Below are 24,190 nucleotides of genomic sequence, written 5' to 3' on the forward strand. Positions count from 1 at the left end.
GCCGGCCATGGGCGCTGCTTTCAAAGAGATTCAGAGAACGCCGCCTTTCTGAAAAAAGGCGGCGTCTGAAGACTTTCAGGACATGCCCCCGCCACCACCGGGTGATGAGCGCAGGCAGCCGTCATTCAGCCCCGGTTCAGCACGCGGCCCGCAACGGCTTCCAGCTTCTTCAGCAGGGCAGGGTCACGCCTGTCAGGTGCGGTGATGATGGCATGTTCCAGCGCCCGGTCACAGCCCGCGTAACACGGGCCACGCTTCGCCCCCAGTTTCGGGATGACCGAACGGACAAGGGCACGGGCACGGCTGGCGTTTTCCTGCATCACCTTGACCACGGCATCCACCGTCACGCTGTCATGATCATCATGCCAGCAGTCATAATCGGTCACCATGGCAACGGTGGCGTAACAGATCTCGGCTTCGCGGGCCAGCTTGGCTTCGGGCATGTTGGTCATGCCCACGACCGAGCAGCCCCACGAACGGTACAGGTTGCTCTCCGCACGGGTAGAAAACTGCGGCCCTTCCATGACCAGATACGTGCCCCCACGGGTAACATCCAGCCCCAGTTCGCGGCACTGGCTTTCCAGCACGTCGCCAATGCGCGGGCACAGCGGGTCGGCCATGCCGACATGGGCCACGCAGCCCGTGTCGAAAAAGCTTTTTTCACGCGCGAACGACCTGTCGATGAACTGGTCGATAACCACGAAATGTCCCGGCGGCAGTTCTTCCTTCAGCGAACCGACGGCAGACAGCGACACGATGTCGGTAACACCCGACCGCTTCAGCGCGTCGATGTTGGCACGATAGTTCAGGCGCGAAGGCGGCAGCGGGTGGCCACGGCCATGCCGCGGCAGGAACACGCAGCGCACCCCGTCCAGCCTGCCAAACAGAAGCTGGTCGGACGGCTTGCCCCACGGGGTTTCAACCGTGCGCCATTCCTTGTCTTCAAGGCCTTCGATATCATACAGGCCGGAACCGCCAATCAGGCCGATGACCGGCTCGATCTGCTCACCGGCAGCAGGGTTAGTGGACATTGGACCACGTTCTCCGTTTCAGACAGATGGAAAGAATAAGCAGGATCAGAAGGAACACGACCGCCCCCACCCCCACGCGGTGCCGTTCCGTCAGGTGCGGACTGGCCACCCACGCCAGGAAGGTGGTGACATCACGCGCCTGCTGCGCCACCGTCGCGGGCGTGCCGTCGGGATAGGTCACCCCGCCATCATGCAGCGGTGGTGGCATGGCGGTCTGCCCGTTCGCGGCATAGGGGTTGTAGAACAGCCCCGGCGCCACCGTCATGCCCGGCGGCGGGGTCTGCCCATAGCCGGTCAGGAAGGCATCGATACGGTCCACCCCGCCGGGATGCACGACTGCCAGCCGCGACTGGTCAGGGGGGGCAACGCCATGGTTGGCTGCTGCCGCCGCATGCGCATCGGGATAGGGGGACAGCAGGTGATCATCCGTGTTGGCCGGCCGGGTAGCCGGATGGCCGCTGCCATCCACCCCTGCCGGGACATGGTGCGCCCCTGCAATGGCATTGACGTCCGCTTCCTTCAGCCCCAGTCCGGCAAGGTCACCATAGGTGAGCGATTTCATGCCATGACAGGCGGAACAGACCTGTGCGTAAACGGTATAGCCACGCTGGACCGAAGCCATATCGAAATGGCCCAGCGGCCCACGGAAACTCCAGTCCTGCCGGGGTGGTTCACGGTAGTCACGCGCCCACGCCGCTGAAGCGCCACCCCCAAGGCACGACGGGATGACAAGGCAGGACAGCAGCACACCACGCCGCAACACGTTCCGCGCGAATGGCGTCCTGCCCTGCTGTTGGCCCCGTTCATGCATGTCCGCTACGTTCCCGCCGCAATTACGTGCTTCCTTCCGCATTCCTGCCGGAAGTGCGCCCCCTTCCTAGCGGGTGGGTAGCGGGTCTTGCAATCGCCCGTCTTGCAATAGGCGGGACAAACGGGCACCCGTAATATCATCGCGAACGACCAGAACGGGCAGAATGATACGACCATGACAACATCCCGCACCCCAGTCGCCCATGACGGACTGAAGGACACGGCCCGCGCCTGGTTTGAAAACCTGCGTGACCGGATATGTGACGCCTTCGAACGGATCGAGGATGACGCCGCGGCACAGGGTTCCCCCACCCTGCCGGGGAAGGAGACCCCCGGCCGCTTCGAACGCACGCCATGGAACCGTACCAATGATGATGGCACCCCCGGCGGCGGTGGCGTGATCAGCCTCATGCGCGGGCGCGTGTTTGAAAAGGTGGGGGTCAATGTATCCACCGTCAGCGGGGAATTCAGCCCCGGCTTTCGCGACTCGATCCCCGGCGCGTCGGAAGACCCACGCTTCTTCGCCACGGGCATCAGCCTTGTCGCCCATATGTGCAGCCCGCTTGTGCCGGCCGCCCACTTCAACACCCGCATGATCATCACGACGCAGGGTTGGTTTGGCGGCGGTGGCGACATTACCCCCATGTTCCCCGAAAGCGCCGAAGCCATAAGCGACGCCGCCCGGTTCCATGACGGGTTCCGGCAGGCCTGCGAAAAGCATGACCCGCAATATTATCCGCGTTTCAAGGAATGGTGCGACAAGTACTTCTACCTGCCGCATCGCAATGAAGCGCGCGGTCTGGGCGGCATTTTCTATGACCGGCTCAATACCGGTGACATCGATGCCGACTTCGCCTTCACCCGCGACGTGGGGCTGGGTTTTCTGGAAACCTACCCCGATATCGTGCGCAGCCGGATGATGGAACCGTGGACCGATGAACAGCGCAAGACGCAGCTTGTCCGCCGTGGACGGTATGTGGAATTCAACCTGCTGCATGACCGGGGCACCATTTTCGGCCTGAAAACCGGCGGAAATACCGAAGCCATTCTCATGAGCCTTCCCCCGGAAGTCCACTGGCCATAAGAATAGGCCATGTCCGCCCCATACCCGCCATTCCGTCCCGTCCTGAACGCCCGCATTTCCCTGCGTGCGCAGGTGCAGCCATGATCGGTCGGCGCGCGCTTCTGGCCCTGCTGGCCGGGGGAGCTGCCATGCCCCTGCGCCGGGGGGCTGCGTCCGAACTGCCGCGTGAACGCCTGCTCATGCCCACGGGGGCATCTGGCGGGGCGACCCTGCTGGTGGCAGGCAACCACAGCGCCATGGCCGACCGATGGGTGCCGGTACTGCCCACGGCGCTGGCGCAGGGGCTGGACCTGCCCGCCCCCCTGCCGGTACGCGATACCGTGGGACAGGACGGGGTGACGGGGGCAAACCTGTTTGATTCCCAGTTCGCGTCCGATGGCATGGTCGCGCTGGCGGCGCCGGGTTCGGCGCTGGTGTCCTCCCTGTGCGGGGATCCGCGCGTGCATTTTGACTACAGCCGCTGGCTGCCGCTGCTGCTCAGCCTGACCATGCCGGTGGTCATCGGGCGGGCGCAACTGCACCGCAGCCTTGGTAATTTCATGCGTGACCGGCCCGTGCGCATTGCCGTATCGACCTTGACGGGGATCGAACTGCCGACCGTACTGGCCATGAGCCTGTTCGGGCTTCGCCCCATTCCGGTCACGGGCCTTGCCACGCCGCAGGCCGCCGCAGCAGCCCTGCGTGACAACCAGGTTGATACCATACAGATCACCGACCCGCTGGGCACACCGGAAACCACCGCGCTGATCAGCACGCTGGCGCAGGCGGGGTTTCCTGCCCTGTTCACACTGGGCACACAGGTTGATCCCCTCCCCCTGCCCAATGACCAGCAGGTCATGAGCCTGCAGGCCCGCCTGCAGCAGGACGCGCATTCCGCCCTGCATGACCTGCTGTACGCCGCATGGAAACCACTGGCCGCGGCGGCAGGGGTGGACCTTGCCCTTGTGCTGCCCATGCTGACGCAATCCGCGACACTGGCGCGGTGGCGGGCGGGCACGACGCAGGCCATGCATGACAGCGCCATACAGTCCATGGCCCATCAGTCCGGCCGCACGCTCCTGACCGGCACGGATGCGACCGAGGCCCTGCGCCTGGCATCGGGGGATACGTCCACCATCATGACGCTGCGCCGCTGGCTGGCCGCCCACCTGCCTACATGGCGTCTGGGCTGAGGCCGCACGCGGTCCCTCGCCGCCGTCTTGCCCTTCGCGCCGCCTGTTTCAGAAACCGTTTCCACGTGCTGAACGGCGCAGCAGCACGCGCACCGCGCCCTGATTGGCGGCATGCGGATGCACGACTGCCAGAATCAGACGGCCCAGATCCCCACGCCCCAGCCAGAATGGCAGTTCCCGGCGCAGGATGCCGCCATTATGGCCGCTGCCCAGCCCGGTTATGATCTCGACACAGCGCACATTGTCTGCATGTGCCTGAATGATGAAACCATGCAGGCGGTGGAACGCCGTCTGCGCCACCTGCCCATGCAGGTCCAGCCTGCGGGCGGGACGCAGCTTGCCACTGACCAGCCCACGCCAGCTTGTGTCATCCAGTCCCGGCCTGCGCACACCAATTTCAAATGCGCCGCCCCTGCCCTTCTGCACGGTCAGACTGTGGCTGGCGGTTCCATGCACCGCATGCACCCCGCCCGATGACAGCCTCTGCATGATGGCGGCACGACTCATGCCCGGTTTTGCCGGGGTGGTGGAGGGCGGAACCGGAGGGTCAGGTGGCAGGGTCGCGGGTTTTGCCTGCCGGGCGGTCCGCAACGGCGCGATTCCCTGCGCGAAGGCCGCCCAGAGGGCCTGTTCCTCCTCGTTCAGTCTGCGCTGCCTCACGGTATGATTCCTTTCTCCCGGCCGATGGCCTTGGCCATAGAATCATACCGCGCCCGGCAGGTCCATGTTTTCAGGCATGACCACATACGCAAAAACCCTGCCGCATGTGCGGCAGGGCCTGCGTTCCCGGATGGGAAAAACCGTTTTACGGCGCGGTATTGCGCAGGGTCTCGCCCTGATAGCGCCCGGTCAGCGTGTTGAGGAACGCCACGATATCCGTCACGTCCTGATCGGAAATGTTATGGTCGGGCGTCTGGTAACGCGCCATGTCACGCACGGCCCCATCCAGCGTCTTGATGCTGCCATCATGGAAGTAGGGACCGGTCAGCGCGATGTTGCGCAGGTTGGGCACCTTGAAGCGTTCCATGTCGGCGGGGTCATGGGTCACTTCGAAACGCCCCTTGTCCGCATCCGTCAGCTTGCCGCCACGGGCCGAGAAATAATTGCCTTCCAGTCCCAGCGGCTCGAACGCCTGCCCGCCCATGGACGGCCCGGTGTGGCATCCGGAACAGCCGATCTGCTTGAACAGCGCGTAACCGTGCTTTTCCTGCGTGTTCAGCGCCGCATCATCCCCCTTGAGGTACTGGTCAAAGCGGCTGTCCGGTGTCACCAGCGTCTTTTCATATTCCCCGATGGCATCGGTGATGGTGTTTTCATCAATCGTGTCGCTGCCATACGCGGCCTGGAAATCCGTGGCATAGGTCGGGTCTTCCCGCAGGCGGTCCGCGACCGACGTCCAGTCATGCGATCCCATCTCGACAGGGTTCATGACCGGTCCCGCCGCCTGCTGCGCCAGCGTGCCCGCGCGACCATTCCAGAACTGCCATTTGTTGAAGACCGCATCAAAGACGGTCGGCACGTTGATCGGCCCCTTCTGCCCATGGATGCCGGTCGCGGTCACCAGTCCATCCACACCGCCATGCTGCAGGCTGTGGCAGCTGGCGCAGTTCAGGGTACCATCACCCGACAGTTTGCGATCAAAGAACAGCCGCTGGCCCAGCGCCACCTTGTGCGGGTCCACCGGCACGGATTCCGGCACGGGCTGCACCGGTTCGGCTGCGAATCGATCCGCAACGCCCTGCGTCGCGTAATGCTGGCGGCGAACCTGCGCGATCCATGCCAGCATGCTTTCGCGCTGCGCGTCAGACAGGTGGGCATGCCAGTGCATGAGCAGGTACAGCGTGGGCGGCATGCGGTTCTGGTTGATGACTTCCTCGATCCGGGCCAGCGGTTCCTGATCGGGCACGCTGCCGTTCTGAAGGGCGCTTATGACCGGCTCCACCCGGAAATGCCGCAGCCCCTGATCGCGATCATGGCTCATCAGCGTATTGGCCACGGGCAGGCTGAAATAGAACGGCAGGTCTACCCTGGCCGCGTGGCAGTAGTCACAGCGGGCTTCGCGCATGACATTCAGCGCCGCCGACGATACCGCATCCACCCCTGCCCCCGCAGGTGCTGGCGCGGTCGCATGATCGAAATGGGTGAGATAGGCGACCGTCCCGCCATACGCCACGATACCTGCGGCGACCACCGCCGCCACTGCCTTCTTTACCGACATCAACAAAACCCCCTTATCCCTTGCTTGAGTGGGTTTTGGCCGATTCAGGAATTATTTGTCAAAATAATCGTTTCAATGAAAACCATCAAAAGTTTCGATCATCTGTCCCGGCCACGCCATCCACCTGCGCTTCCATGGCCTGCCGTACCCGCTGCCGCGCGACATTGACATAGATGGTATCAAGGTCGATTCCGATGCCCTGCCCCCCTTCGCGCACGGCGGCGACCAGCGTGGTGCCCGTCCCCATGAACGGGTCCAACACCACGGGGGCGGCCTTGCCATGCAGGCGAATGCACATCTGGGGCAGCAGCACGGGAAACGTGCCGGGATGATGGAATTTCTGCGCTTTTCCCTGAACGGTCTCATACGGGATGAACCATGTGTCGCCCCGGCAGCGCCGGTCCTGCCGGTGGCCACGGCGCATGATATTGGACTTGTCCATGTAGGGCACGCCGATATCGAGGCGATTGAGCCCGACATTGCCCGTGCGCGTCAGGTGAAACAGGTGTTCGTGGTTACGGTTGAGGTAACGGGGGCTGTTGACCGGCTTGAAATGCCCATGCGTTTCCACCCCCACCGAGATCGACTTGACCCATGAGATATGGTTCTGCAGCACGAACATCTCACGCAGCCGCACCATCAGTTCAAACGGCAGCCATGGCTGGGCTGAAGACCCCGCGACATTCAGGAAGAACGACCCGTCGGGCCGCATGACGCGCCGCACTTCACGCGCGACCTCGACCATCCAGTCCAGATAGCCATCTTCTTCCAGCCGGTCACGGTACGTGCGGTATTTCAGGCCGATATTGTAGGGCGGCGAGGTGACGACCACGTCCACGCTGTCCGGCTCCATGCGCCGCATGGCCCGGATACAGTCGCCACGCACCAGCAGATGCGGCCCCTCGGTATAACGGACAGTCCGCGGCAGGCGGGGTGTGGATGCGCAAGCCTGCCCCGCGCGGGATCGCCCTGTCATGATGCTACTACGCTCTTCACTCCGCCCATGCGGATCTAGTGTTTCTTTTCCGCTTCGCCGCTGCGGGGTACCAGCACGATCATCTGTCCGGGCGATCGCAGGTTTCCAGCCGCCTGCGCTGCCTCCGGCCCCCAACCCATATACAGATCGGCACGGTCCGGGCCCTTGATGTCGGTTCCCAGATCCTGTGCGAAGTCCAGCCGCTGCCACGTTACGGGGTGCCCATCAACCGGCACCTGTGCCTGCACCCATACCGGGCTTCCCAGCGGAATGAAATCCCGGTCCACCGCCATGGACCGGCCCGGCGTCAGCGGCACGCCCAGCGCACCGGGCGCACCGGCCTGCGTATCGCCCGGATCCAGTTCACGGAAAAAGACGTAATTCGGGTTCTGCTCCATCATGTCCATGGCTTTTTGCGGATTTGCTTCCAGCCAGTTCCGGATGGACGCCATGTTCACGTCATCGGGCTTCAGCAAACCCTGCGCCACCATGACGCGGCCCAGCGGCACGTAAGGCTGACCGTTCAGACCGTCAAAGCCCAGACGGATCACCTTGTCATTGGGAAGACGCACCCGGCCCGCGCCCTGCAACTGCAGGAAGAACAGGTCGACCGGGTCCGCCAGCCACAGCAGTTCAAGCTTTTTGTGGGCCAGCACGCCCTGGTCGATCTGCGCGCGGGTCCAGTAGGGCACGATCCGCCCATCCTCGCTGCGGCCTGTCACGACCTTGCCCTGCGCGTCACGCTCGCGCACCAGATCGGGCGGGCGGCGATAGACCGGGGTCTGGTAAATGCCGCCCCGGCGCAGGGAACCGCGGATTTCAGGTTCATAATACCCCGTGAACAGCATGCCGTCCGCCCGCTTGCCCGCCGGCAGGCTGTAGGGCACGAACCACTGTTCAAAAAATGCCCGCGCGGCGGCACGGTCACCCGTGGGCACGGTGCGCGCCGCGTTGCATGCAGCCTGCCAGTCCCCGACCTGCCGGCCGGGGTGGCTGATGCCGTCGCCGCCCAGACTGCTGTCTGCCGGCAGGCTGGCAACCTTGTGACAGTCCTGCAGGAAAACCGGCAGCGCATCTTCCAGCGCATCGTCCTGCCATCCCGGCAGACGATCGAAACTTATGGCATGGGCATGATGATGATGGGATTTATGATGCTTCCCGCTGGCGGGAGGGGTGCCAAGATTGGGGCCTTCCCCGAAATGACATCCACACAGGGCAACAACGGCGCACAACGGCGCGATACGCTTCATGACTTTCATGCACACAGATTGATCACGGCTTTGTCAGGAAATTATGGCAATGCGGCCTATGCGCTGCGGCTGGCCCCCAGACGCCACCCGGACCCATCGGTATTGACGCCCAGCAGGCGCTCGAACGTCCACAGGTCGGAAAACTCGGTCACGGCGTCCACGCCCGCCACGGGCTGGCCATTGCTGTCCACGGTCAGGCTGATCTGATCGGATACGATACGCACCTCGATCCGGGCGACCGGGCTGGGGCCCGCCGTTTCATCAATATCGGCACCAATGATGGCGATGTCGGTAATATCACGAATTTCACTGCGCAGGACTTCGCCCGCCTGCTGGCGGGACTGGATCGCGGCCTCAAACGCCGTGAATGTCGCAGCCGTCAGGCGCTGGCGCAACACGTTCAGGTCCCCTGCCGCATACGCACCGACGATCTGGCGGAAAGCCGCCTCCGTCCCCTTCGCGAATTCCTGCGGGGTGAAGCCGGGCTGCAGGGTGGCGATGCGGGCCAGCACCTGCCCCACCCGCGTGTCCGGCGTGGGAATGTCATATGTAATGGATGGCGGCGGGGGTTCGGGCTTCTGTTCCACGACATTCGCGGCCATGGGCGGGGGCGCCATGGGGCGTGGTGCAGGTTCTGCGCCAACCCGACGGCCAAGAATGCTGCGCAGTCGCAGAACAAGGAATACAGCCACCAGCCCCAGAACAATCAGATCCAGCGGAAAATGACCAAAAGAAAAATTCATGCCGCGCGTCCATAACGGCAGGCGGGTGGCCTGCCAAGATTACCCTTGGCACAACATAAGCAACGGCCGGAGCCAGCACAATGCGCAAGCACCGTTAAAATTCCGACAGCTGGTATGGCATCCCCCGCAGACCCATGCTACGGCCTGAGAATACGGTATTCATTTCTTTTTTCCGCATATCTCTGGGGAATACAGACAAGCATGTCCGACACGACTCAGCCGCCCACCCCTGAAAACGGCCAGAGCGCCCCCCCGGCGCTGCCGCTGGCGATCAATCTGCAGTATATCAAGGATCTTTCGTTTGAAGTGCCCGCTGGTGCGGAAATCTTCGCGACGCTGCGCACGAACCCGCAGATTTCGGTCAACATCGACGTGCAGGCCAACCGCCTGGAACAGGAACAGCCGGTCTTCGAAGTGGTCCTGACCGTAAAGGCCGAAGCCACCGAAGCCCCGCAGCAGGAAGGTGGCCCCGCCGGTCGCCCGGTGTTCATCGCCGAACTGTCCTATGCCGCGATCGCCACGCTGAACAACCCGCCCGCCGAACTGATCGAGCCGATCCTGCTGGTGGAAGTGCCGCGCCTGATTTTCCCGTATGTGCGCAACATCCTGAGCGAAGTGACACGCGACGGCGGGTTCCCGCCCGTGGTGCTGCAGCCGATCGACTTCGTGGCGCTGTGGCAGGCCAAGCGCAACTCGTTCGACCAGACGCCGGGCCACGCCTGATCCACGGGCTATGGACGACAGGGCCGGGGGCACATGCTCCCGGCCTTTTTTTATGGCCGGGACACGTCGGTTCAGTCCCCTCCGCCGGGCAGGCAGGCCAGCATGCGCTCTTGCGCCGGCCGGGTGGCAATGCGTATGCCACCCCAGCGCAGACCCGCACCAAGGACGGCGGCCACCCCATCGGACATGGCAATGGCCTCGACCCCTGCCAGCGCGGGCACAAGCGCTGGCGGCAGGGCAGCGACAAAGGCTTCCGCCGTGCGGGTGGAATAGAACATGACCGCCGCCACTTGCCCGGCCCGCAGGGCGGCAAGCGCATCGGGCGGCAGGCATGTCGCCGGGCGCACAGCATAAACGCAGCGTCGCAGTACCCGGTATCCCCGCCCGCGCAGGTCCGTCGCCATGTCCTGCCCATATCCCCGTCCCACCGCCAGCAGCAGCCGGGCAGTGGGCTGCATGGCCGCGCGCAGCAGCCCCGTCAGGTCATCCGCCGTGCCGGATGCCGCAATGACATGGGCAAATCCCACCGCACGGGCGCGCCGCGCAGTGGCGGCACCCACCACGTAACAGGGAATATGATGCAGGCCCGGGTCGGTCAGGCTGCCTACGGCCTGCCCACTGGTCAGCACGATGGCATCAGGACGGAACGTACCGATGGAAAGTGCATGCTGGCTGACATGCAGCATGGGGGCGGCGATGGGATGGAGCCCCCGCTCCCCCACCGCCGCCATGGTGGGGGCGAGCCCCGGCGGCGGGCGGGTCACGATCACCCCCGCGCGCATGGCGGGGGATGAAGGCTGGTTACTTCTGTTCAACAAAAATATCGGCGGGACTGTCGGCACGCAGGCTGCGGCCAAGGTCACGGCCCAGACGCGCCGCATCGGCGGGCGCGCCACTGATGGAGCGCTTGAGCAGGAAGGACCCGTCTTCGCGCGCGACAAGACCGGTCAGGTGCAGTTCCGGCGCACCACCCGCGACAACCGGAATCAGCCGGGCATACCCGCCGATGGGCGTGCGGCACGACCCGTCCAGTTCCGCCAGCAGCGCGCGTTCCGCCGTGGCGACGGCGCGGGCTTCATAGTCCTCGATCGCGGACAGCAGTTCACGCAGTTCGACATCGCTTTCACGCACCGTCACACCGACAATGCCCTGCCCCGCCGCAGGCACCATGATCGTGGGATCAAGGATCACGTCCGCCCGGTCTTCCATGCCAAGGCGGCGCAGCCCGGCATAAGCCAGTAATGTCGCATCGCACTGCCGCGCCGCCAGCTTGTCCAGCCGCGTCTGCACATTGCCGCGCAGCAGGCCGAATTTCAGGTCGGGCCGCACATGCAGCATCTGCGCCTGTCGCCGGACCGAGGCACACCCCACCAGCGCCCCATGCGGCAGGACCGCGTACGGATCCGCCGGGTCGGGCTCCCCACAGCCGGGGCCGAGGATCAGCACGTCGCGCGCATCCTCACGCTTGAGGGTGCAGGCCAGCACCAGCCCCGGCGGCAGCGTGGTTTCAAGGTCCTTCAGGCTGTGGACGGCGAAATCGATCCGGCCATCCAGCAATGCTTCGTGAATTTCCTTGGCGAACAGGCCCTTGCCGCCAATATCCGCCAGCTTGCGGTTCAGCACCTGGTCGCCCGTGGTGCTGATCTGGTGTTCCTGGAACGCGCCCATGTCGCGCAGCACGGGGCAGAAACGGGTCAGCACCGTCAGGAACGCCCGTGTCTGCACCAGCGCCAGCGGGGAAGCGCGCGTGCCCACCTTCAGCGGCAACTGCCGGCGGTGGGGTTCGGCATGTGTGGCTTCCTTTCGCTGGCGTGCAGCGGCCTCGGCCGCGACTTTCTGTAGCGCGGACGATGGAAACGGGGCTGATGGCTTTGCGGACTCCATATCGCGTGTCTATTACCGCACCGCGATAAAGGAAAGATGACATTCGGCACATCCGGATTGTAAATTACGCCATGCCCCATACCGAACCGACATGCCCCGATCTGCCAACTCCCGTTATGGCCATTGAATCTTCGTGCGATGACACGGCCTGCGCCATCGTGTCGACAGATGGCAGGATCCTGGCAGAAGCGACATTATCGCAATCCGGCCATGTGCCATTCGGCGGGGTCGTGCCCGAAATCGCCGCCCGGGCCCACCTTGGCGCGCTGCCCGCGCTGGTGCGCGACACGCTGCGCACGGCCGGCATGCAGCCGCATGACCTGGGTGCGATTGCCGCAAGCTGCGGTCCGGGGCTGATTGGCGGGCTGATCGTGGGGGCCGACATGGGCAAGGGCATGGCCATTGCGCTGGACCGGCCATTCATTGCCGTAAACCATATCGAAGCCCATGCCCTGACCGTGCGCCTGCCCGGTGTGGCAGCCAACGGCGCACCGTTCCCCTATCTCCTGCTGCTGGTATCGGGCGGACACTGCCAGTGCATCGCGGTGGAAGGGGTCGGCCATTACCGCAGGCTGGGCGGCACGATTGACGACGCGGCGGGCGAAGCATTCGACAAGGTGGCCAAGATGCTTGGCCTCGGCTGGCCCGGCGGGCCTGCGGTCGAACGCCTGGCGCGTGAGGGCGACCCGCACGCCGTGCCTTTGCCGCGGCCGCTCATGGGGCGTCCGGGGTGTGATTTTTCCTTCTCGGGGCTGAAAACCGCCGTGGCGCAGAAACTGCCGGCCGAGGTCCGCACCGCCCTGCCGCGCCAGCAGGCCGCCGACATCGCCGCCAGCTTCCAGCAGGCCGTAAGCGATATCGTGATCGACCGCCTTGGCCATGCGCTGGAGATGATGGAACGCCCCACCACGCTGGTCGTGGCGGGCGGGGTGGCCGCCAACGGCGTCCTGCGCACGCGGCTGCACGAATTCGCCACCGCGCACGACCTGCCGTTCGCCGCGCCGCCGCTGCGGCTGTGCACTGATAACGCGGTAATGGTGGCATGGGCCGCGATCGAGACCATGCGCGCGCGCGCGGCCCTGGGCCTGCCCGTTCCCAATGACATTGCCATGCGCCCGCGCCCGCGCTGGCCGCTGTCGGACATGGCGCAGCGCATGACGGCGGATACTGACGGGGCCACTGCCTGATCCCCCCTGCCCTGTCGCCAGCAGGCATGCAGGCCTCCCGCCTTGCATGGCAACCACAACAGGCGCATTGCGGTTACAGGGACCAACAGAATGCCGGATACGGCACGTAATCGTCAGGAAACGAACGGATGACCCATTCCGCACGGATTGCCGTGATCGGCGCAGGCGCATGGGGGACGGCACTCGCGCTGCAGGCCGCGCGCGCGGGCGCCGAAGTCAGCCTGTGGGCACGCAATCCCGCCACCATGTCCGCAGGCCGCGTCATGCCCCGCCTGCCCGGTCATGCGCTGCCGCCCCGCATTACCGTAAGTGATGTCATGCCCCGGCAGGCCGACCTGATCCTGCTGGCCTGTCCCATGCAGCACCTGCGCACCATTGCGCGGAACGTGCCGCCCTGTGCGCCGCTGATCGCGTGCTGCAAGGGCGTTGAGGAAACAACCGGCCTCCTGCCCCTTCAGGTCCTGGGGGAGATGTTCCCGCACAGCGTGCTGGGTATCCTGTCCGGCCCCAATTTCGCGCATGAAGTCGCGGCTGGCCTGCCCGCCGCCGCCGTACTGGCCTGCACGGACCGCACGCAGGCCCGCAGGCTCGCGGACCTGCTGACCACGCCAGCCTTCCGGCTGTATGCCAGCGATGACCCGACGGGCGTGCAGGTAGGCGGAGCAGCCAAGAACGTGGTGGCCATCGCCGCGGGTGCCACGATCGGGGCGAAGCTGGGGGAAAATGCCCGCGCGGCCCTGATCACCCGCAGCATTGCCGAACTGTCGCGCCTGTCGCACGCGCTGGGCGGACGGCCCGAGACGCTGTCAGGCCTTGCGGGAATCGGGGATCTGCTGCTGACCTGCACGGGGGCGGCGTCGCGCAATTACCGTCTTGGGCTGGCGATCGGCCAGGGGACACCGGCGCAGCAGGCTGCGGATGCGCTGGAAGGTGTGGCCGAAGGCCGGGCGACGGCACCCGCGCTGCTGCGGCTTGCACGCCAGCATGGCGTCAGCACGCCGGTCATCGCCACCGTCACCAGCCTGCTGGCGGGCACGATCGACATGGAGGACGCCAGCCAGCTGCTGCTGTCGCGTCCGGTCGGACATGAATTCGCCTGAATGGACATCCACGTCACATTCCACATTTGCAAACAGGCGGCTTGACCCCTGCCATGCGACCCGGCAATCCGGTTACTCCGGCGCGCTTACGAAACCGAGCATTTCAATGACCACGATCTATGACTTTGTCCTGCCTGCCCTGAATGGCCCCGACATTGACCTGTCCAGACTGCGGGGCAAGCCGATCCTGATTGCCAACACGGCATCCAAATGCGGTTTCACGCCGCAATATGAAGGATTGCAGAGCCTGTGGACCACATGGCGCAGCCATGACCTGATGGTGATTGGCGTGCCGTCCAGCGACTTCGGCAACCAGGAACCCGGCACGCCGGACCAGATCGCGACCTTCTGCCAGCGCAACTACAATGTCACCTTCCCCCTGACCGCAAAGAGCCACGTCAGGGGGCCTCAGGCGATCCCGCTGTTCCGCTGGCTGGCGCGTGAAGGCGGGTTCCTGTCTCTGCCACGGTGGAATTTCTACAAATACCTGATCGGGCGCGATGGTCAGCTGGCCAACTGGTTCACCTGCGTCACGTCGCCGGAATCGCGCCGCGTGCGCATGGCGGTCGAACGGGCGGTGATGGATCACTGATGTCCCCATCATGCCCGCGCGCACCATGCTGAACCGATGCTGAAGGGGTTCCTGACCGTCAGCGGCTGGACCATGATCAGCCGCGTGCTGGGGCTGGTGCGCGACCAGCTGCTGGCCGCCCTGCTGGGCACGGGGGCGGCGCAGGACGCGTACCAGATCGCGTTCCGCCTGCCCAACATGTTCCGCCGGCTGTTTGGCGAGGGTGCGCTGAACGCCGCCTTCGTGCCGCTGTTCTCCTCCCTGCTGGAACGCGAGGGCCGGGACACCGCGCAGCGATTCGCCAGCGAGACGATGAGTGTCCTGCTGTCATGGCTGCTTGTGCTGACGGTGCTGGGGGAAATCTTCATGCCCGGCGTGCTGCGCCTGATCGCGCCGGGGTTCACGCATGGCGACCTGCGGGACTCGCTGGCCATATCGCTCAGCCGCATTACATTCCCCTACCTGCTGATGATCTGCGGGGCCGCACTGGTTTCGGGCGTGCTGAACGGCATGCACCATTTTGGTGTGGCGGCGGCCGCCTATGTCAGCTTCAACGTCATCGGCATCGCCGCCATCCTTGTCCTCCCCCCGTTCACGGGTGATGTGGCGCACGCCGCCGCATGGGGGGTGACCGCGTCGGGCGTGGTGCAGTTCGGCATCCTGCTGTACGCCGCCCGCCATGCGGGCATGCGCCTGCGCCTCATGACGCCGTGCCTTACGCCACGCATCCGCACGCTGCTGGCGCGCATGGGCGTGGGACTGGTGGGCAGCGGGATCACGCAGATCAACTTCCTGGTCGATACCATCATCGCCACCCTGCTGCCTGCGGGCAGTGTATCGCTCATGTATTTTGCCGACCGGGTGAATCAGCTGCCACTGGGGGTACTGGGGGCGGCGGCAGGCACAACGCTGCTGCCCGTGCTGACGCGGCATCTGGCGGCGGGTGAGGTAAAGGCGGCCCACCACACCCAGAACCGCGCCATTTCCTACGCGCTGATCCTGACGCTGCCAGCCGCGGCGGGGCTGCTGGTCATTGCGGCCCCGGTCATGATGGCGCTGTTCGGGCATGGGCATTTTTCCGCGCATGACGCGGTACTGTCCGCGCAGTCGCTGCGGGCCTATGCGCTGGGGCTGCCAGCCTTCGTGCTGGTCAAGGTCCTCTCGCCGGGGTTCTTCGCGCGCGGGGATACGCGCACGCCGGTGCTGGTCGGCATGGGCACGCTGGCGCTGAACTTCGTCCTGAACATAAGCTTCATGCACTGGCTGGCCCATATCGGCCCGCCACTGGCCAGCAGCCTTGCGGCCATGGTCAATGCGGGCGTGCTGGCATTCGTGCTGCGGCGACGCGGCGCGCTGGTTCCCGACCCGGCCCTTGTGCGGCAACTAGCGGGCATGATGGTGTGCGCAGGCGTCATGGCGACGGGTCTGGTCGTTCTGGGCTACACCCCGCTGGGGCGCGCGATGGAAGCCGGGCCGATCATGCGGATCGTAGATGTCGGAGGGCTGGTGATACTGGGCGTTGGCATCTACCTGCTGGCACTGCAGGTGCTCGGGGTGGCCGACATGCGCCAGGCCATGGACGCAATCAATCGCCGCCTGCGCCGCGGGCGCACGGCATAGGGGACAGGGACCATGAAATCCGCACTGGCGAATCCCCTACCCCACCGCTAGACACCGGACATGACATTCCCATCGCCCGAGGGCGCTACACCCGCCATGGCGCAGTGGTTTGCGCTGAAAGCCGAACACCCCGACGCCCTGCTGTTTTTCAGGATGGGGGACTTCTACGAACTGTTTTTCAATGATGCGGAAGCAGCAGCGTCGGCGCTGGACATTTCGCTGACCGCGCGTGGCACCCATGGGGGCGAACCCATTGCCATGTGCGGGGTGCCAGTGCATGCGGCGCAGGCCTATCTGGCCCGCCTGATCCGCCGCGGGTTCCGTGTATCGGTCGCCGAACAGACCGAACAGCCCCGCAAGGGACGCCCCGCGTCCAAGGGACCACTGCGGCGCGAGGTCGTGCGCCTGATCACGCCGGGCACGCTGACCGAAGACGAACTGCTGGAGGCGGGACGGCAGAACCTTCTGGCCGCCATCATCTGCCCCACCGGGCGCGACGCCAGTGATCCCGGCCTTGCATGGATCGATATTTCCACCGGCCTGTTTGAAACCGCCACCGTTCCCCCGCGTGACCTGAACGACCTGCTGGGCCGTCTGGACCCGGCGGAGATCCTGTGCGCCGATACCGTGGAACTGGGTGATTTCGCCGCGCGCCGCACCCCCATCGTCCCGCCCGCCAGCGCCGATGCCGCACGCCAGCGCATGGCCGAGGCCTTTGGCGTCGCCAGCCTTGACGCCTTTGGTACCTTCAGCGACGCGGAAGCCATGGCGGCTGCGGCGGCCATCGATTACATCCGCCGCAGCCAGGCGGGCCAGCTGCCGCGCCTGTCGCATCCCCGCCCCAGCGACAGCAGCGACATCCTTGGCCTTGATCCCGCCACCCGCGCCAGTCTTGACCTGCTGCGCACGCGCGATGGCGAGACCGAACACACCCTGTTCGCCGCCGTATCGCGCACCGTGACCGCAGCGGGCAGCCGGATGCTGGCGGACTGGATCGCAGCCCCGCTGACCGATCCCGAACGCATTGCCCGCAGGCAGGCGGGATGGACGTGGCTGCTGGACAAGCCGGGCATACGCGACGACCTGCGCGCCAGCCTGCGCGCAGCCCCCGACATGGCGCGCGCACTGGGTCGGCTATCGCTGGGACGTGGGCAGCCGCGCGATGCCGTGGCCATCCGCCTTGGCCTGGGTGTCGCGCGCGAAATCGGGGCGATCCTGAACCGGCACGAAAACCTGCCCCCCATTGTAGAACAGGCCGCACGCCACCTTGATCGCGCACATGAACTGGAGGACCTGCTGGGCCGCGCCCTGAGCGAGAACCCGCCCGCCCGCATGGATGACGGCGGCATCATCGCCAGCGGGTATGACGCGGAACTGGATGCCCAGCGTGAACTACGCGATGGCAGCAGGCGCGTCATTGCGGCGCTGCAGCAGGAATACGCCGCGGAATTCGGCATCCCCAACCTGAAGATCCGTCACCATGCCCAGCTTGGTTACGTGATCGAGGTGCCCGCGGCCGCCAGCGCGCGCCTGCGCGGGCGCGAGGACCTGATCATGCGGCAGGGCACCGCCAGCGCCAGCCGCTTTTCCACCGAACGGCTGGTCAGCCTTGACCAGCAGATCGCGCAGGCTGCCGAAAACGCGGGCATGCGCGAACGCCACCTGTTTACGCAGGTGGTGGGAAAGATACTGGACGAAGCCGCCCTGCCGGACATGGCCGCTGCCCTGTCATGCATCGACATCGCGCAGTCCTGCGCGGTGCTGGCCGGTGGCGGCATGTGGTGCTGTCCTGCCGTCGGCACGGATACATCCTTTGTCATCCGCGCGGGACGCCACCCGGTGGTGGAAGCGGCCCTGCCCAGGAACGCCCGCTTTACCCCCAATGACTGCGACCTTGATCCCGATCACCGCGTCATGCTGCTGACCGGGCCCAACATGGCGGGCAAGTCCACCTTCCTGCGGCAGACGGCGCTGGCGGTCATACTGGCGCAGGCCGGCCTGCCGGTCGCGGCACAGGCCATGCGCCTTGGCGTGGTGGACCGGCTGTTTTCACGCGTTGGCGCGTCGGATGACCTGGCGCGCGGACGATCCACCTTCATGGTGGAAATGACCGAAACCGCCGCCATCCTGAACCAAGCCGGACCGCGGTCGCTGGTGGTGGTGGATGAAATCGGGCGCGGCACCTCCACGCTCGACGGGCTGGCCATTGCGTGGGCGGTGCTGGAAACCCTGCATTCCACGCTGCGCTGCCGCGCAATATTCGCAACGCATTTCCATGAACTGGCCGAACTGGCGGACACCATGCCCCGCCTGTCCCCCCACACCATGAGCGTGCGGGAATGGAAGGGACAGGTCATTTTCCAGCATGAGGTCATACCCGGTTCCGCCCGCCGCAGCTGGGGCGTGCATGTCGCGCGCCTTGCCGGCGTGCCGGATCCCGTGGTGCGCCGCGCGGGACGCCTGCTGTCCACGTTGGAAAAGGAACGCGGGCGGCAGGCCCCGCCCCTGCCGCTGTTTGAACAGGCCACGGCGGATGAGGCGCCAGCACCACCGCCCACACCCGCGCTGCCGCCTGCCGCACTCGACATGATCGAGGATCTGGACCCTGATACGCTCAGCCCGCGCGCGGCGCTGGAAATGTTGTATAAACTCAAAAAACTGCTGAAATCCTGATACGGCTCTGGACCTGACCCCATCAGGGGCGGCACACTCGATCCCGGATCTTTATCGCCATTTACAGGACGCCATCTGACGACGATGTCGAACGCTGCCCCCCCTTCCGCCTCCGCTTCGGTCGAGGCCATGACGAACGCCCTTCATTCCGCCCTGTTCCCCGCCGGGACAGGCGGTGGCGATGTACGTGCCCTGCCGCGCGAAGATGCCATCGGGCTGGTACGCCGCCACCTGTCGCGCTACCAGGCCCACGTGCGCGAGGAATTTGAGCATCACCGCCTGGGCGGGGCCGAGGCAGGGAAGCTGCTGGCCGCCTATACCGATGGCATGATCCGCGTGCTGGCGGCCTTCGCCATGCAGCAGACAGGCATCGATTCGCATCCTGAAGCCCCCTTCGCCATTGCCGCCACAGGCGGGTACGGGCGCGGGCTGCTGGCGCCATTCAGCGATATCGACCTGCTGTTCCTGGTGCCCGACATACAGGACGGACAGGGCGAGGACGTGCGGGCCTGCGTCGAATACATCCTGTATTTCCTGTGGGATCTCGGGCTGAAGGTCGGGCATGCCACGCGCACCATCAATGAATGCATTGCCGAGGCCGAGGCCGACACCACGGTGCGGACCACGCTGCTGGACGCCCGTGCCCTGACGGGCAGCGAATCGCTGTTTTCCATGTTTCAGGCCCGCTACATCGTGGCCTGCGTCCGGGCAGGTGCCGACCGCTTCATTACCGACAAGCGCAAGGAACGCGCCGCCCGCCACCACCGCTTTGGCGACAGTCCCTATCTGGTGGAACCCAACATAAAGGAAGGCCGGGGCGGCCTGCGCGACCTGCAGACGCTGTACTGGATGTGCCGCTACACCTTCGGCACGCGCCATGTATCCGACCTGCTGGCCCCCGGTTTCAGTGAGCTGGGACTGCTGACCGAACAGGAAGCCAAGCGCGCGCGCCGGGCGTGGGACTTCCTGTGGCGGGTGCGCTTCCACCTGCATTACGTGTCGGGCCGGGCGGAAGAACGCCTGACCTTTGACGTGCAGCCGGTTGTGGGCGGCCGCATGGGCTACACCCGCCATGGACGGCAGGTGGGTGTGGAACGCTTCATGCGCCACTACTTCCTGACCGTGCGCGAGGTGATGCGCCTGACACTGGTGCTGGAACCCGCCGTGCTGCGTCAGGCGCTTGGCCCCGTGGCCAACGCACCCGAAGCCGACAGCCAGATGCGTGACGCGGGCTTTACCGTGCTGGACGGTCGTATCCTGCCCCAGCGCGGCACGTCGTTCGAGGATGAACCCATCCAGATGATGCGCCTGCTGGACTGGGCCAAGAAGCGCAAGCTACCCATCCACCCCATGGCCATGCACCAGCTGATCCGCTGGGAACGCCGGGCTGCCAGCCTGCGCGGCGACCCGGAAACCGCGCGGATCTTCCTTGACCTCATGTGTGGCGATCCGCCCGAACGCCCGCAACGCGCGCCGCGTGGCGATGCCGCCGAACAGGCGGACACCACCCCCAGCTTCCACCTGATGGATGAGGGGCGGCGCAAGGGAAATGCCTACTGGCTGCATATCCTCAATGAAACGGGGCTTATGGGCCGCCTGCTGCCTGACTGGTCGCGTGTCGTGGGGCAGATGCAGTTCGACACCTATCATGTGTTTACGGTTGATGAGCATATCATCGACGCGCTGCGCATCCTTGGCCGGGTGGAACACGGGCAGATGGCCGATGAAATCCCCATCGCCTATGACCTTGCGCGCAACCTGCATTCGCGCCGCGCGCTGTATGTCGCGGTCATGCTGCATGACATCGCCAAGGGCCGCGGCGGCGACCATTCGGAAATCGGGTCGCAGATCGCGCTGTATGTCTGTCCCGAACTGGGCATGGACAGCGAGGAGACGGAAACCGTTTCGTGGCTGGTGCTGCATCACCTGCTGCTCAGCCACACCGCGTTCCAGCGCGATATTGACGATCCCAAGACCATCCTTGACCTGGCCGACATCATCCAGTCGCCCGAACGCCTGCGGCTGCTGCTGCTGCTGACGATCGTGGACATGCGCGCGGTGGGGCCGCGCGTATGGAACGCGTGGAAGGCGACGCTGCTGAACGAACTGTACATGCGCGTGGCCGAGGTGCTGGAAGGCAGCCTTGCCACCACCGAGCGCGACGTGCGCGTGGAACGCGCCAAGGACGCCACCTCCCGATGGCTGGTGGAAGACGGCATGAACGAAGCCGATGTGCGCCATTTCATGGGGCTGGGTTATGGCAGCTACTGGCTGTCCTTCGACCATGACACCCATGCCCGCCATGCCCGGCTTATCAGCGAATCGGAACGCGTGCATTCCCCCCTGACGGTGGAAACCCAACCCCTGCCAGCGCGCGGGGTGACGGAAGTCACGATTTACGCCGCCGACCATCCGGGCCTGTTTTCCAAGATCGCGGGGGCGGTGGCCATTGCCGGGGCCTCGATCGTGGATGCGCGCATCCATACCATGACCAATGGCATGGCGCTGGACACGCTGTGGATTCAGGATGCGGGCGGTGCGGCGTTCGAGGAACCGCAGCAGCTTGCCCGCCTGTCGCTGCTGGTGGAACAGGCGCTGACGGGGCACCTGAACATCAACCGTGAAATTGCCCAGTGCGGCCGCAGGGTGAGTGGCCGCCGCATGCGCGCCATCCACGTGCCGCCGCGCGTGGTAATCGACAACCGCGCATCGAACACCTGCACGGTGGTGGAAATCAACGGGCGTGACCGTCCCGGCCTGCTGCATGATGTCACGGCGGCGCTGAGCGAACAGAAGCTGCAGATCGCGTCCGCCCACATCACCACTTATGGCGTACGGGCGGTGGACGTGTTTTACGTCAAGGACCTATTCGGGCTGAAGATTACTGACAAGGGACGTCTGGACCGGATTCGCACGACCCTGCTGGCGGGCCTGCAGGAAGCGGAAGCTGCAGCCCAGCGCCGGTCATCCGAACTGGAATCCATCACGATCTGAAACGGTCCGGGGTGTCTTTTTTCAAAAAGACACCCCGAAGCTTCCCGGAAAGAGCGTCACCAAAAACCTTTCATGATCCCCGCGACATTTCAGGGATGAATGTCCGGCACCTGCTCCGCCACCCATGCATTCAGGGTGCGCGACAGGGTGGCCATGACCTGTGTCCACGCCTGCTGCGGGGGCAGAAGACGTTCCTGCCGGAACAGGCGCAGGGTCGGGTACCACCGGCTTGCGGGCCGGCGCAGAGTGGACTGCACGCCATTTTCCGGCTGTGACGTGCCGGTTATCGGCGCAGGCAGGTCAAAAGCCGTCGACCACCGCCAGTCCCCACCAAAACGGCACAGTAGCCAGACCGGACAGCCCATGGCCCCGGCCAGGTGCGCCACCAGCGTATCCACGCTGATCACCAGATCCAGTGTCGCGATCAGGCGCGCCGTATCCAGCAGGTCCGCATCCGGCAGCAATTCGTGCCGGACAAAGGACGGATCCATCTTTCCCTCTGCCGGTGGCCGCAGGGAAATGAATTCGACCCCCGCAATGTCCTTCAGTGCCGACAAGGCATCCACTGAAAGGGAACGCCGCGCGTCAAAGCGATAGGCGGCATTCCCCGCATGGCACAGGCCAATACGCAGCAGTCCACTGCGTGCCGCCGGTCGTTGCCATGGGCTTTCTCCCAGATACGGCATAAATGACGGAACGCTGTCCGCGCCCAGTAGGTGCGGCAGGCTGAACAGGTCGCATTGGGCTACGACATCAGCATTTTTATTTATATTACGGGTGATAATTTTTACGGAATGGGCCATGTCCTGCCGCAGCGTGGCCGCAAGCCGGCGCAGGGGGGATGGAACCTCCAGCACCACCGGAACCCTCCGGGCTGCAAGCCGTACATAGCGCAGGAAATGGACGGCATCCCCCAGTCCCTGCCCCTGCATATGCACAAGCAGCTTCCGGCCCGCAGGCAACGCTCCCCCGTCCCATCGCGGCAGATGCCCTGCCGATGGATGCGGCGGCTGGAATTCCAGCCGGGCGTCCCACAGCGCCCATCCCTGCGCCAGTTTTCCTTGCGCCAGACGGGCAACGCCAAGGTTGAACCGCGCCCGGGCCTGCGTCTCACGATCAGGCGGCGGCGCATGGGTCAGTATGGTTTCATGGATGGTGGCGGCCTGCGCCACGCTGCCGCCCTCGAACAGGCCGGTCGCATGGTTCAGCTGAATGCGCATGTCATCGGGGCGCAGGCGCATCGCAACGGCGAAGGCGGCCCGTGCACCCGACATATCCCCCAGTGCCATGCGGGCGAGACCGAGGTTACTGGCGGTTTCGGCCTGCGGATCATGCGCCATGGCACGTTCCAGCATGTCGGCCGCCGGCCCCATGCGCCCGCGCGCAAACAGCAGCGCACCCAGCAGGGACCGGGCAGCGCCATCATCGGGAGCATGCTCCAGCCCCGCCCGCAGAACATCCTCGGCCTGTTCACGCTGGTGATGCGCCACCAGCATTTCGGCCAGTTCACGGACATGGACGCCCTCCCCCGGCGCACGCCGCACGACATGGTGCATCTGCTGTATGGCAGCGTCACGCTGTCCCCGTCGCCATAGGAAACGGGCATGCAACGTCCGGGCCCGCATGTCATGCGGGGCGGACAGGCTGACCGCCCGCCCATAGGCCTGTACTGCCGCCCATGTATCGCCTGTCGTCTCCATGATCTCGGCACAGGCCAGCAGGACGGGCACATCATCCGGCTGACAGAGGCAGGCGGCCCGGATCGCGGCCTGCGCTGCCATATGGTGCCCCCGTGCCAGCAGCGCGCGGGCCAGCACTTCATGAAAAGGCCCGTGGGGTGCGCGCCGCACCGCCTGTCCCGCAAGGCTGATGGCCAGATCCGCCCGTCCTGCCGCCAGGGCCACGCAGGCCAGGCCATGCAGGGCAGCGGGATCGTCCGGCCCCTCCGCCCGCAGGGCCACGAAACACGTCCGCGCGGTGTCGATATCCCCCCTGCGCAGGGCCGCATGGCCCCGCGCCATGACATGCTGCCTGTCCGTATCGTGTCCATGCGTGCTGGTCGCGTTCATCTCGGCCGGCCCTCCCTTGCGTGGCGGAGAATGGTCCCGCACACTCCCAACGCTATCCATACGCGACAGAGCGTTAAGAATTTCG

19 protein-coding genes are annotated in these 24,190 nt (G+C 65.4%); 9 read left to right on the forward strand and 10 right to left on the reverse strand.

Features of this window, described 5'->3' with window-relative positions; genetic code table 11:
* Positions 1-125: 125 nt before the first annotated feature.
* Positions 126-1,031, reverse strand: a complete 906-nt coding sequence (locus tag HNO79_RS00485) for an S-methyl-5'-thioadenosine phosphorylase (protein WP_214164357.1) — start codon at positions 1,029-1,031, stop codon at positions 126-128.
* Positions 1,021-1,842, reverse strand: a complete 822-nt coding sequence (locus HNO79_RS00490) for a cytochrome c1 (RefSeq protein WP_214164356.1) — start codon at positions 1,840-1,842, stop codon at positions 1,021-1,023. The genes HNO79_RS00485 and HNO79_RS00490 overlap by 11 nt, the downstream gene beginning before the upstream one ends.
* Before the next feature lie 174 nt (positions 1,843-2,016).
* On the opposite strand from HNO79_RS00490, the gene hemF reads away from it, so the two are divergent.
* Together hemF and HNO79_RS00500 are read left to right on the forward strand one after the other, a co-directional pair.
* Positions 2,017-2,925 (forward strand): oxygen-dependent coproporphyrinogen oxidase, encoded by a 909-nt coding sequence (gene hemF / locus HNO79_RS00495; RefSeq protein WP_214164355.1) that lies wholly within the window; start codon positions 2,017-2,019, stop codon positions 2,923-2,925.
* Between the two features lie 80 nt (positions 2,926-3,005).
* Positions 3,006-4,097, forward strand: coding sequence for a hypothetical protein (locus HNO79_RS00500; RefSeq protein WP_048855366.1), 1,092 nt, complete (start codon positions 3,006-3,008; stop codon positions 4,095-4,097).
* Positions 4,098-4,145: 48 nt separating this feature from the next.
* On the opposite strand, the gene HNO79_RS00505 is transcribed toward HNO79_RS00500, so the two are convergent.
* The 5 genes from HNO79_RS00505 to HNO79_RS00525 form a co-directional block, all read right to left on the reverse strand.
* On the reverse strand, positions 4,146-4,757 hold the full coding sequence (locus HNO79_RS00505) for a Smr/MutS family protein (RefSeq protein ID WP_010513754.1): 612 nt from the start codon (positions 4,755-4,757) through the stop codon (positions 4,146-4,148).
* A gap of 145 nt (positions 4,758-4,902) precedes the next feature.
* On the reverse strand, positions 4,903-6,315 hold the full coding sequence (locus tag HNO79_RS00510) for a cytochrome-c peroxidase (RefSeq protein ID WP_181418150.1): 1,413 nt from the start codon (positions 6,313-6,315) through the stop codon (positions 4,903-4,905).
* Positions 6,316-6,400: 85 nt separating this feature from the next.
* Positions 6,401-7,291: a DNA-methyltransferase gene (locus HNO79_RS00515; protein ID WP_010513758.1), complete on the reverse strand. Its 891-nt coding sequence runs from the start codon at positions 7,289-7,291 to the stop codon at positions 6,401-6,403.
* A gap of 35 nt (positions 7,292-7,326) precedes the next feature.
* Positions 7,327-8,541, reverse strand: a complete 1,215-nt coding sequence (gene mltA / locus HNO79_RS00520; RefSeq protein ID WP_214164354.1) for a murein transglycosylase A — start codon at positions 8,539-8,541, stop codon at positions 7,327-7,329.
* 56 nt (positions 8,542-8,597) lie between these two features.
* Entirely contained in the window at positions 8,598-9,284 is a 687-nt protein-coding gene (locus HNO79_RS00525; protein WP_010513760.1) for a Tim44/TimA family putative adaptor protein, read from the reverse strand.
* Between the two features lie 201 nt (positions 9,285-9,485).
* On the opposite strand from HNO79_RS00525, the gene secB reads away from it, so the two are divergent.
* Complete coding sequence (gene secB, locus HNO79_RS00530; RefSeq protein WP_010513761.1) at positions 9,486-10,007, forward strand: protein-export chaperone SecB; 522 nt, start codon at positions 9,486-9,488, stop codon at positions 10,005-10,007.
* 71 nt (positions 10,008-10,078) lie between these two features.
* On the opposite strand, the gene HNO79_RS00535 is transcribed toward secB, so the two are convergent.
* A complete protein-coding gene (locus HNO79_RS00535) occupies positions 10,079-10,822 on the reverse strand; it encodes a uroporphyrinogen-III synthase (RefSeq protein ID WP_244987383.1) in 744 nt (247 codons plus the stop codon).
* Positions 10,809-11,891, reverse strand: a complete 1,083-nt coding sequence (gene hemC, locus HNO79_RS00540) for a hydroxymethylbilane synthase (protein ID WP_010513764.1) — start codon at positions 11,889-11,891, stop codon at positions 10,809-10,811. Before hemC ends, HNO79_RS00535 begins: the two co-directional genes overlap by 14 nt.
* A 71-nt stretch (positions 11,892-11,962) precedes the next feature.
* Here hemC and tsaD point away from each other — a divergent pair, with 71 nt between their 5' ends.
* The 6 genes from tsaD to HNO79_RS00570 all read left to right on the forward strand — a co-directional run bounded on the left by tsaD (position 11,963) and on the right by HNO79_RS00570 (position 22,036).
* The gene (tsaD, locus tag HNO79_RS00545; RefSeq protein WP_214164353.1) at positions 11,963-13,078 is read left to right on the forward strand and encodes a tRNA (adenosine(37)-N6)-threonylcarbamoyltransferase complex transferase subunit TsaD; all 1,116 of its coding nucleotides are present in this window, start codon (positions 11,963-11,965) and stop codon (positions 13,076-13,078) included.
* Between the two features lie 128 nt (positions 13,079-13,206).
* The gene (locus HNO79_RS00550) at positions 13,207-14,178 is read left to right on the forward strand and encodes an NAD(P)H-dependent glycerol-3-phosphate dehydrogenase (protein WP_214164352.1); all 972 of its coding nucleotides are present in this window, start codon (positions 13,207-13,209) and stop codon (positions 14,176-14,178) included.
* Positions 14,179-14,284: 106 nt separating this feature from the next.
* Positions 14,285-14,770: a glutathione peroxidase gene (locus tag HNO79_RS00555; protein WP_010513766.1), complete on the forward strand. Its 486-nt coding sequence runs from the start codon at positions 14,285-14,287 to the stop codon at positions 14,768-14,770.
* Positions 14,771-14,806: 36 nt separating this feature from the next.
* Complete coding sequence (gene murJ / locus HNO79_RS00560; protein WP_200410486.1) at positions 14,807-16,369, forward strand: murein biosynthesis integral membrane protein MurJ; 1,563 nt, start codon at positions 14,807-14,809, stop codon at positions 16,367-16,369.
* 60 nt (positions 16,370-16,429) lie between these two features.
* Positions 16,430-19,042 (forward strand): DNA mismatch repair protein MutS, encoded by a 2,613-nt coding sequence (gene mutS, locus HNO79_RS00565; RefSeq protein ID WP_214164351.1) that lies wholly within the window; start codon positions 16,430-16,432, stop codon positions 19,040-19,042.
* A gap of 84 nt (positions 19,043-19,126) precedes the next feature.
* Positions 19,127-22,036 carry a [protein-PII] uridylyltransferase gene (locus tag HNO79_RS00570; RefSeq protein WP_214164350.1) on the forward strand — a complete coding sequence of 970 codons (2,910 nt, stop codon included), beginning with the start codon at positions 19,127-19,129 and terminating at the stop codon, positions 22,034-22,036.
* An 89-nt stretch (positions 22,037-22,125) separates the two neighbouring features.
* Here the strand turns inward: HNO79_RS00570 and HNO79_RS00575 are convergent, their stop codons facing one another.
* Complete coding sequence (locus HNO79_RS00575) at positions 22,126-24,105, reverse strand: tetratricopeptide repeat protein (RefSeq protein ID WP_214164349.1); 1,980 nt, start codon at positions 24,103-24,105, stop codon at positions 22,126-22,128.
* Positions 24,106-24,190 lie beyond the last annotated feature (85 nt).

The sequence above is a fragment of the Komagataeibacter oboediens genome (assembly GCF_018491655.1).
GTDB lineage: Bacteria > Pseudomonadota > Alphaproteobacteria > Acetobacterales > Acetobacteraceae > Komagataeibacter > Komagataeibacter oboediens.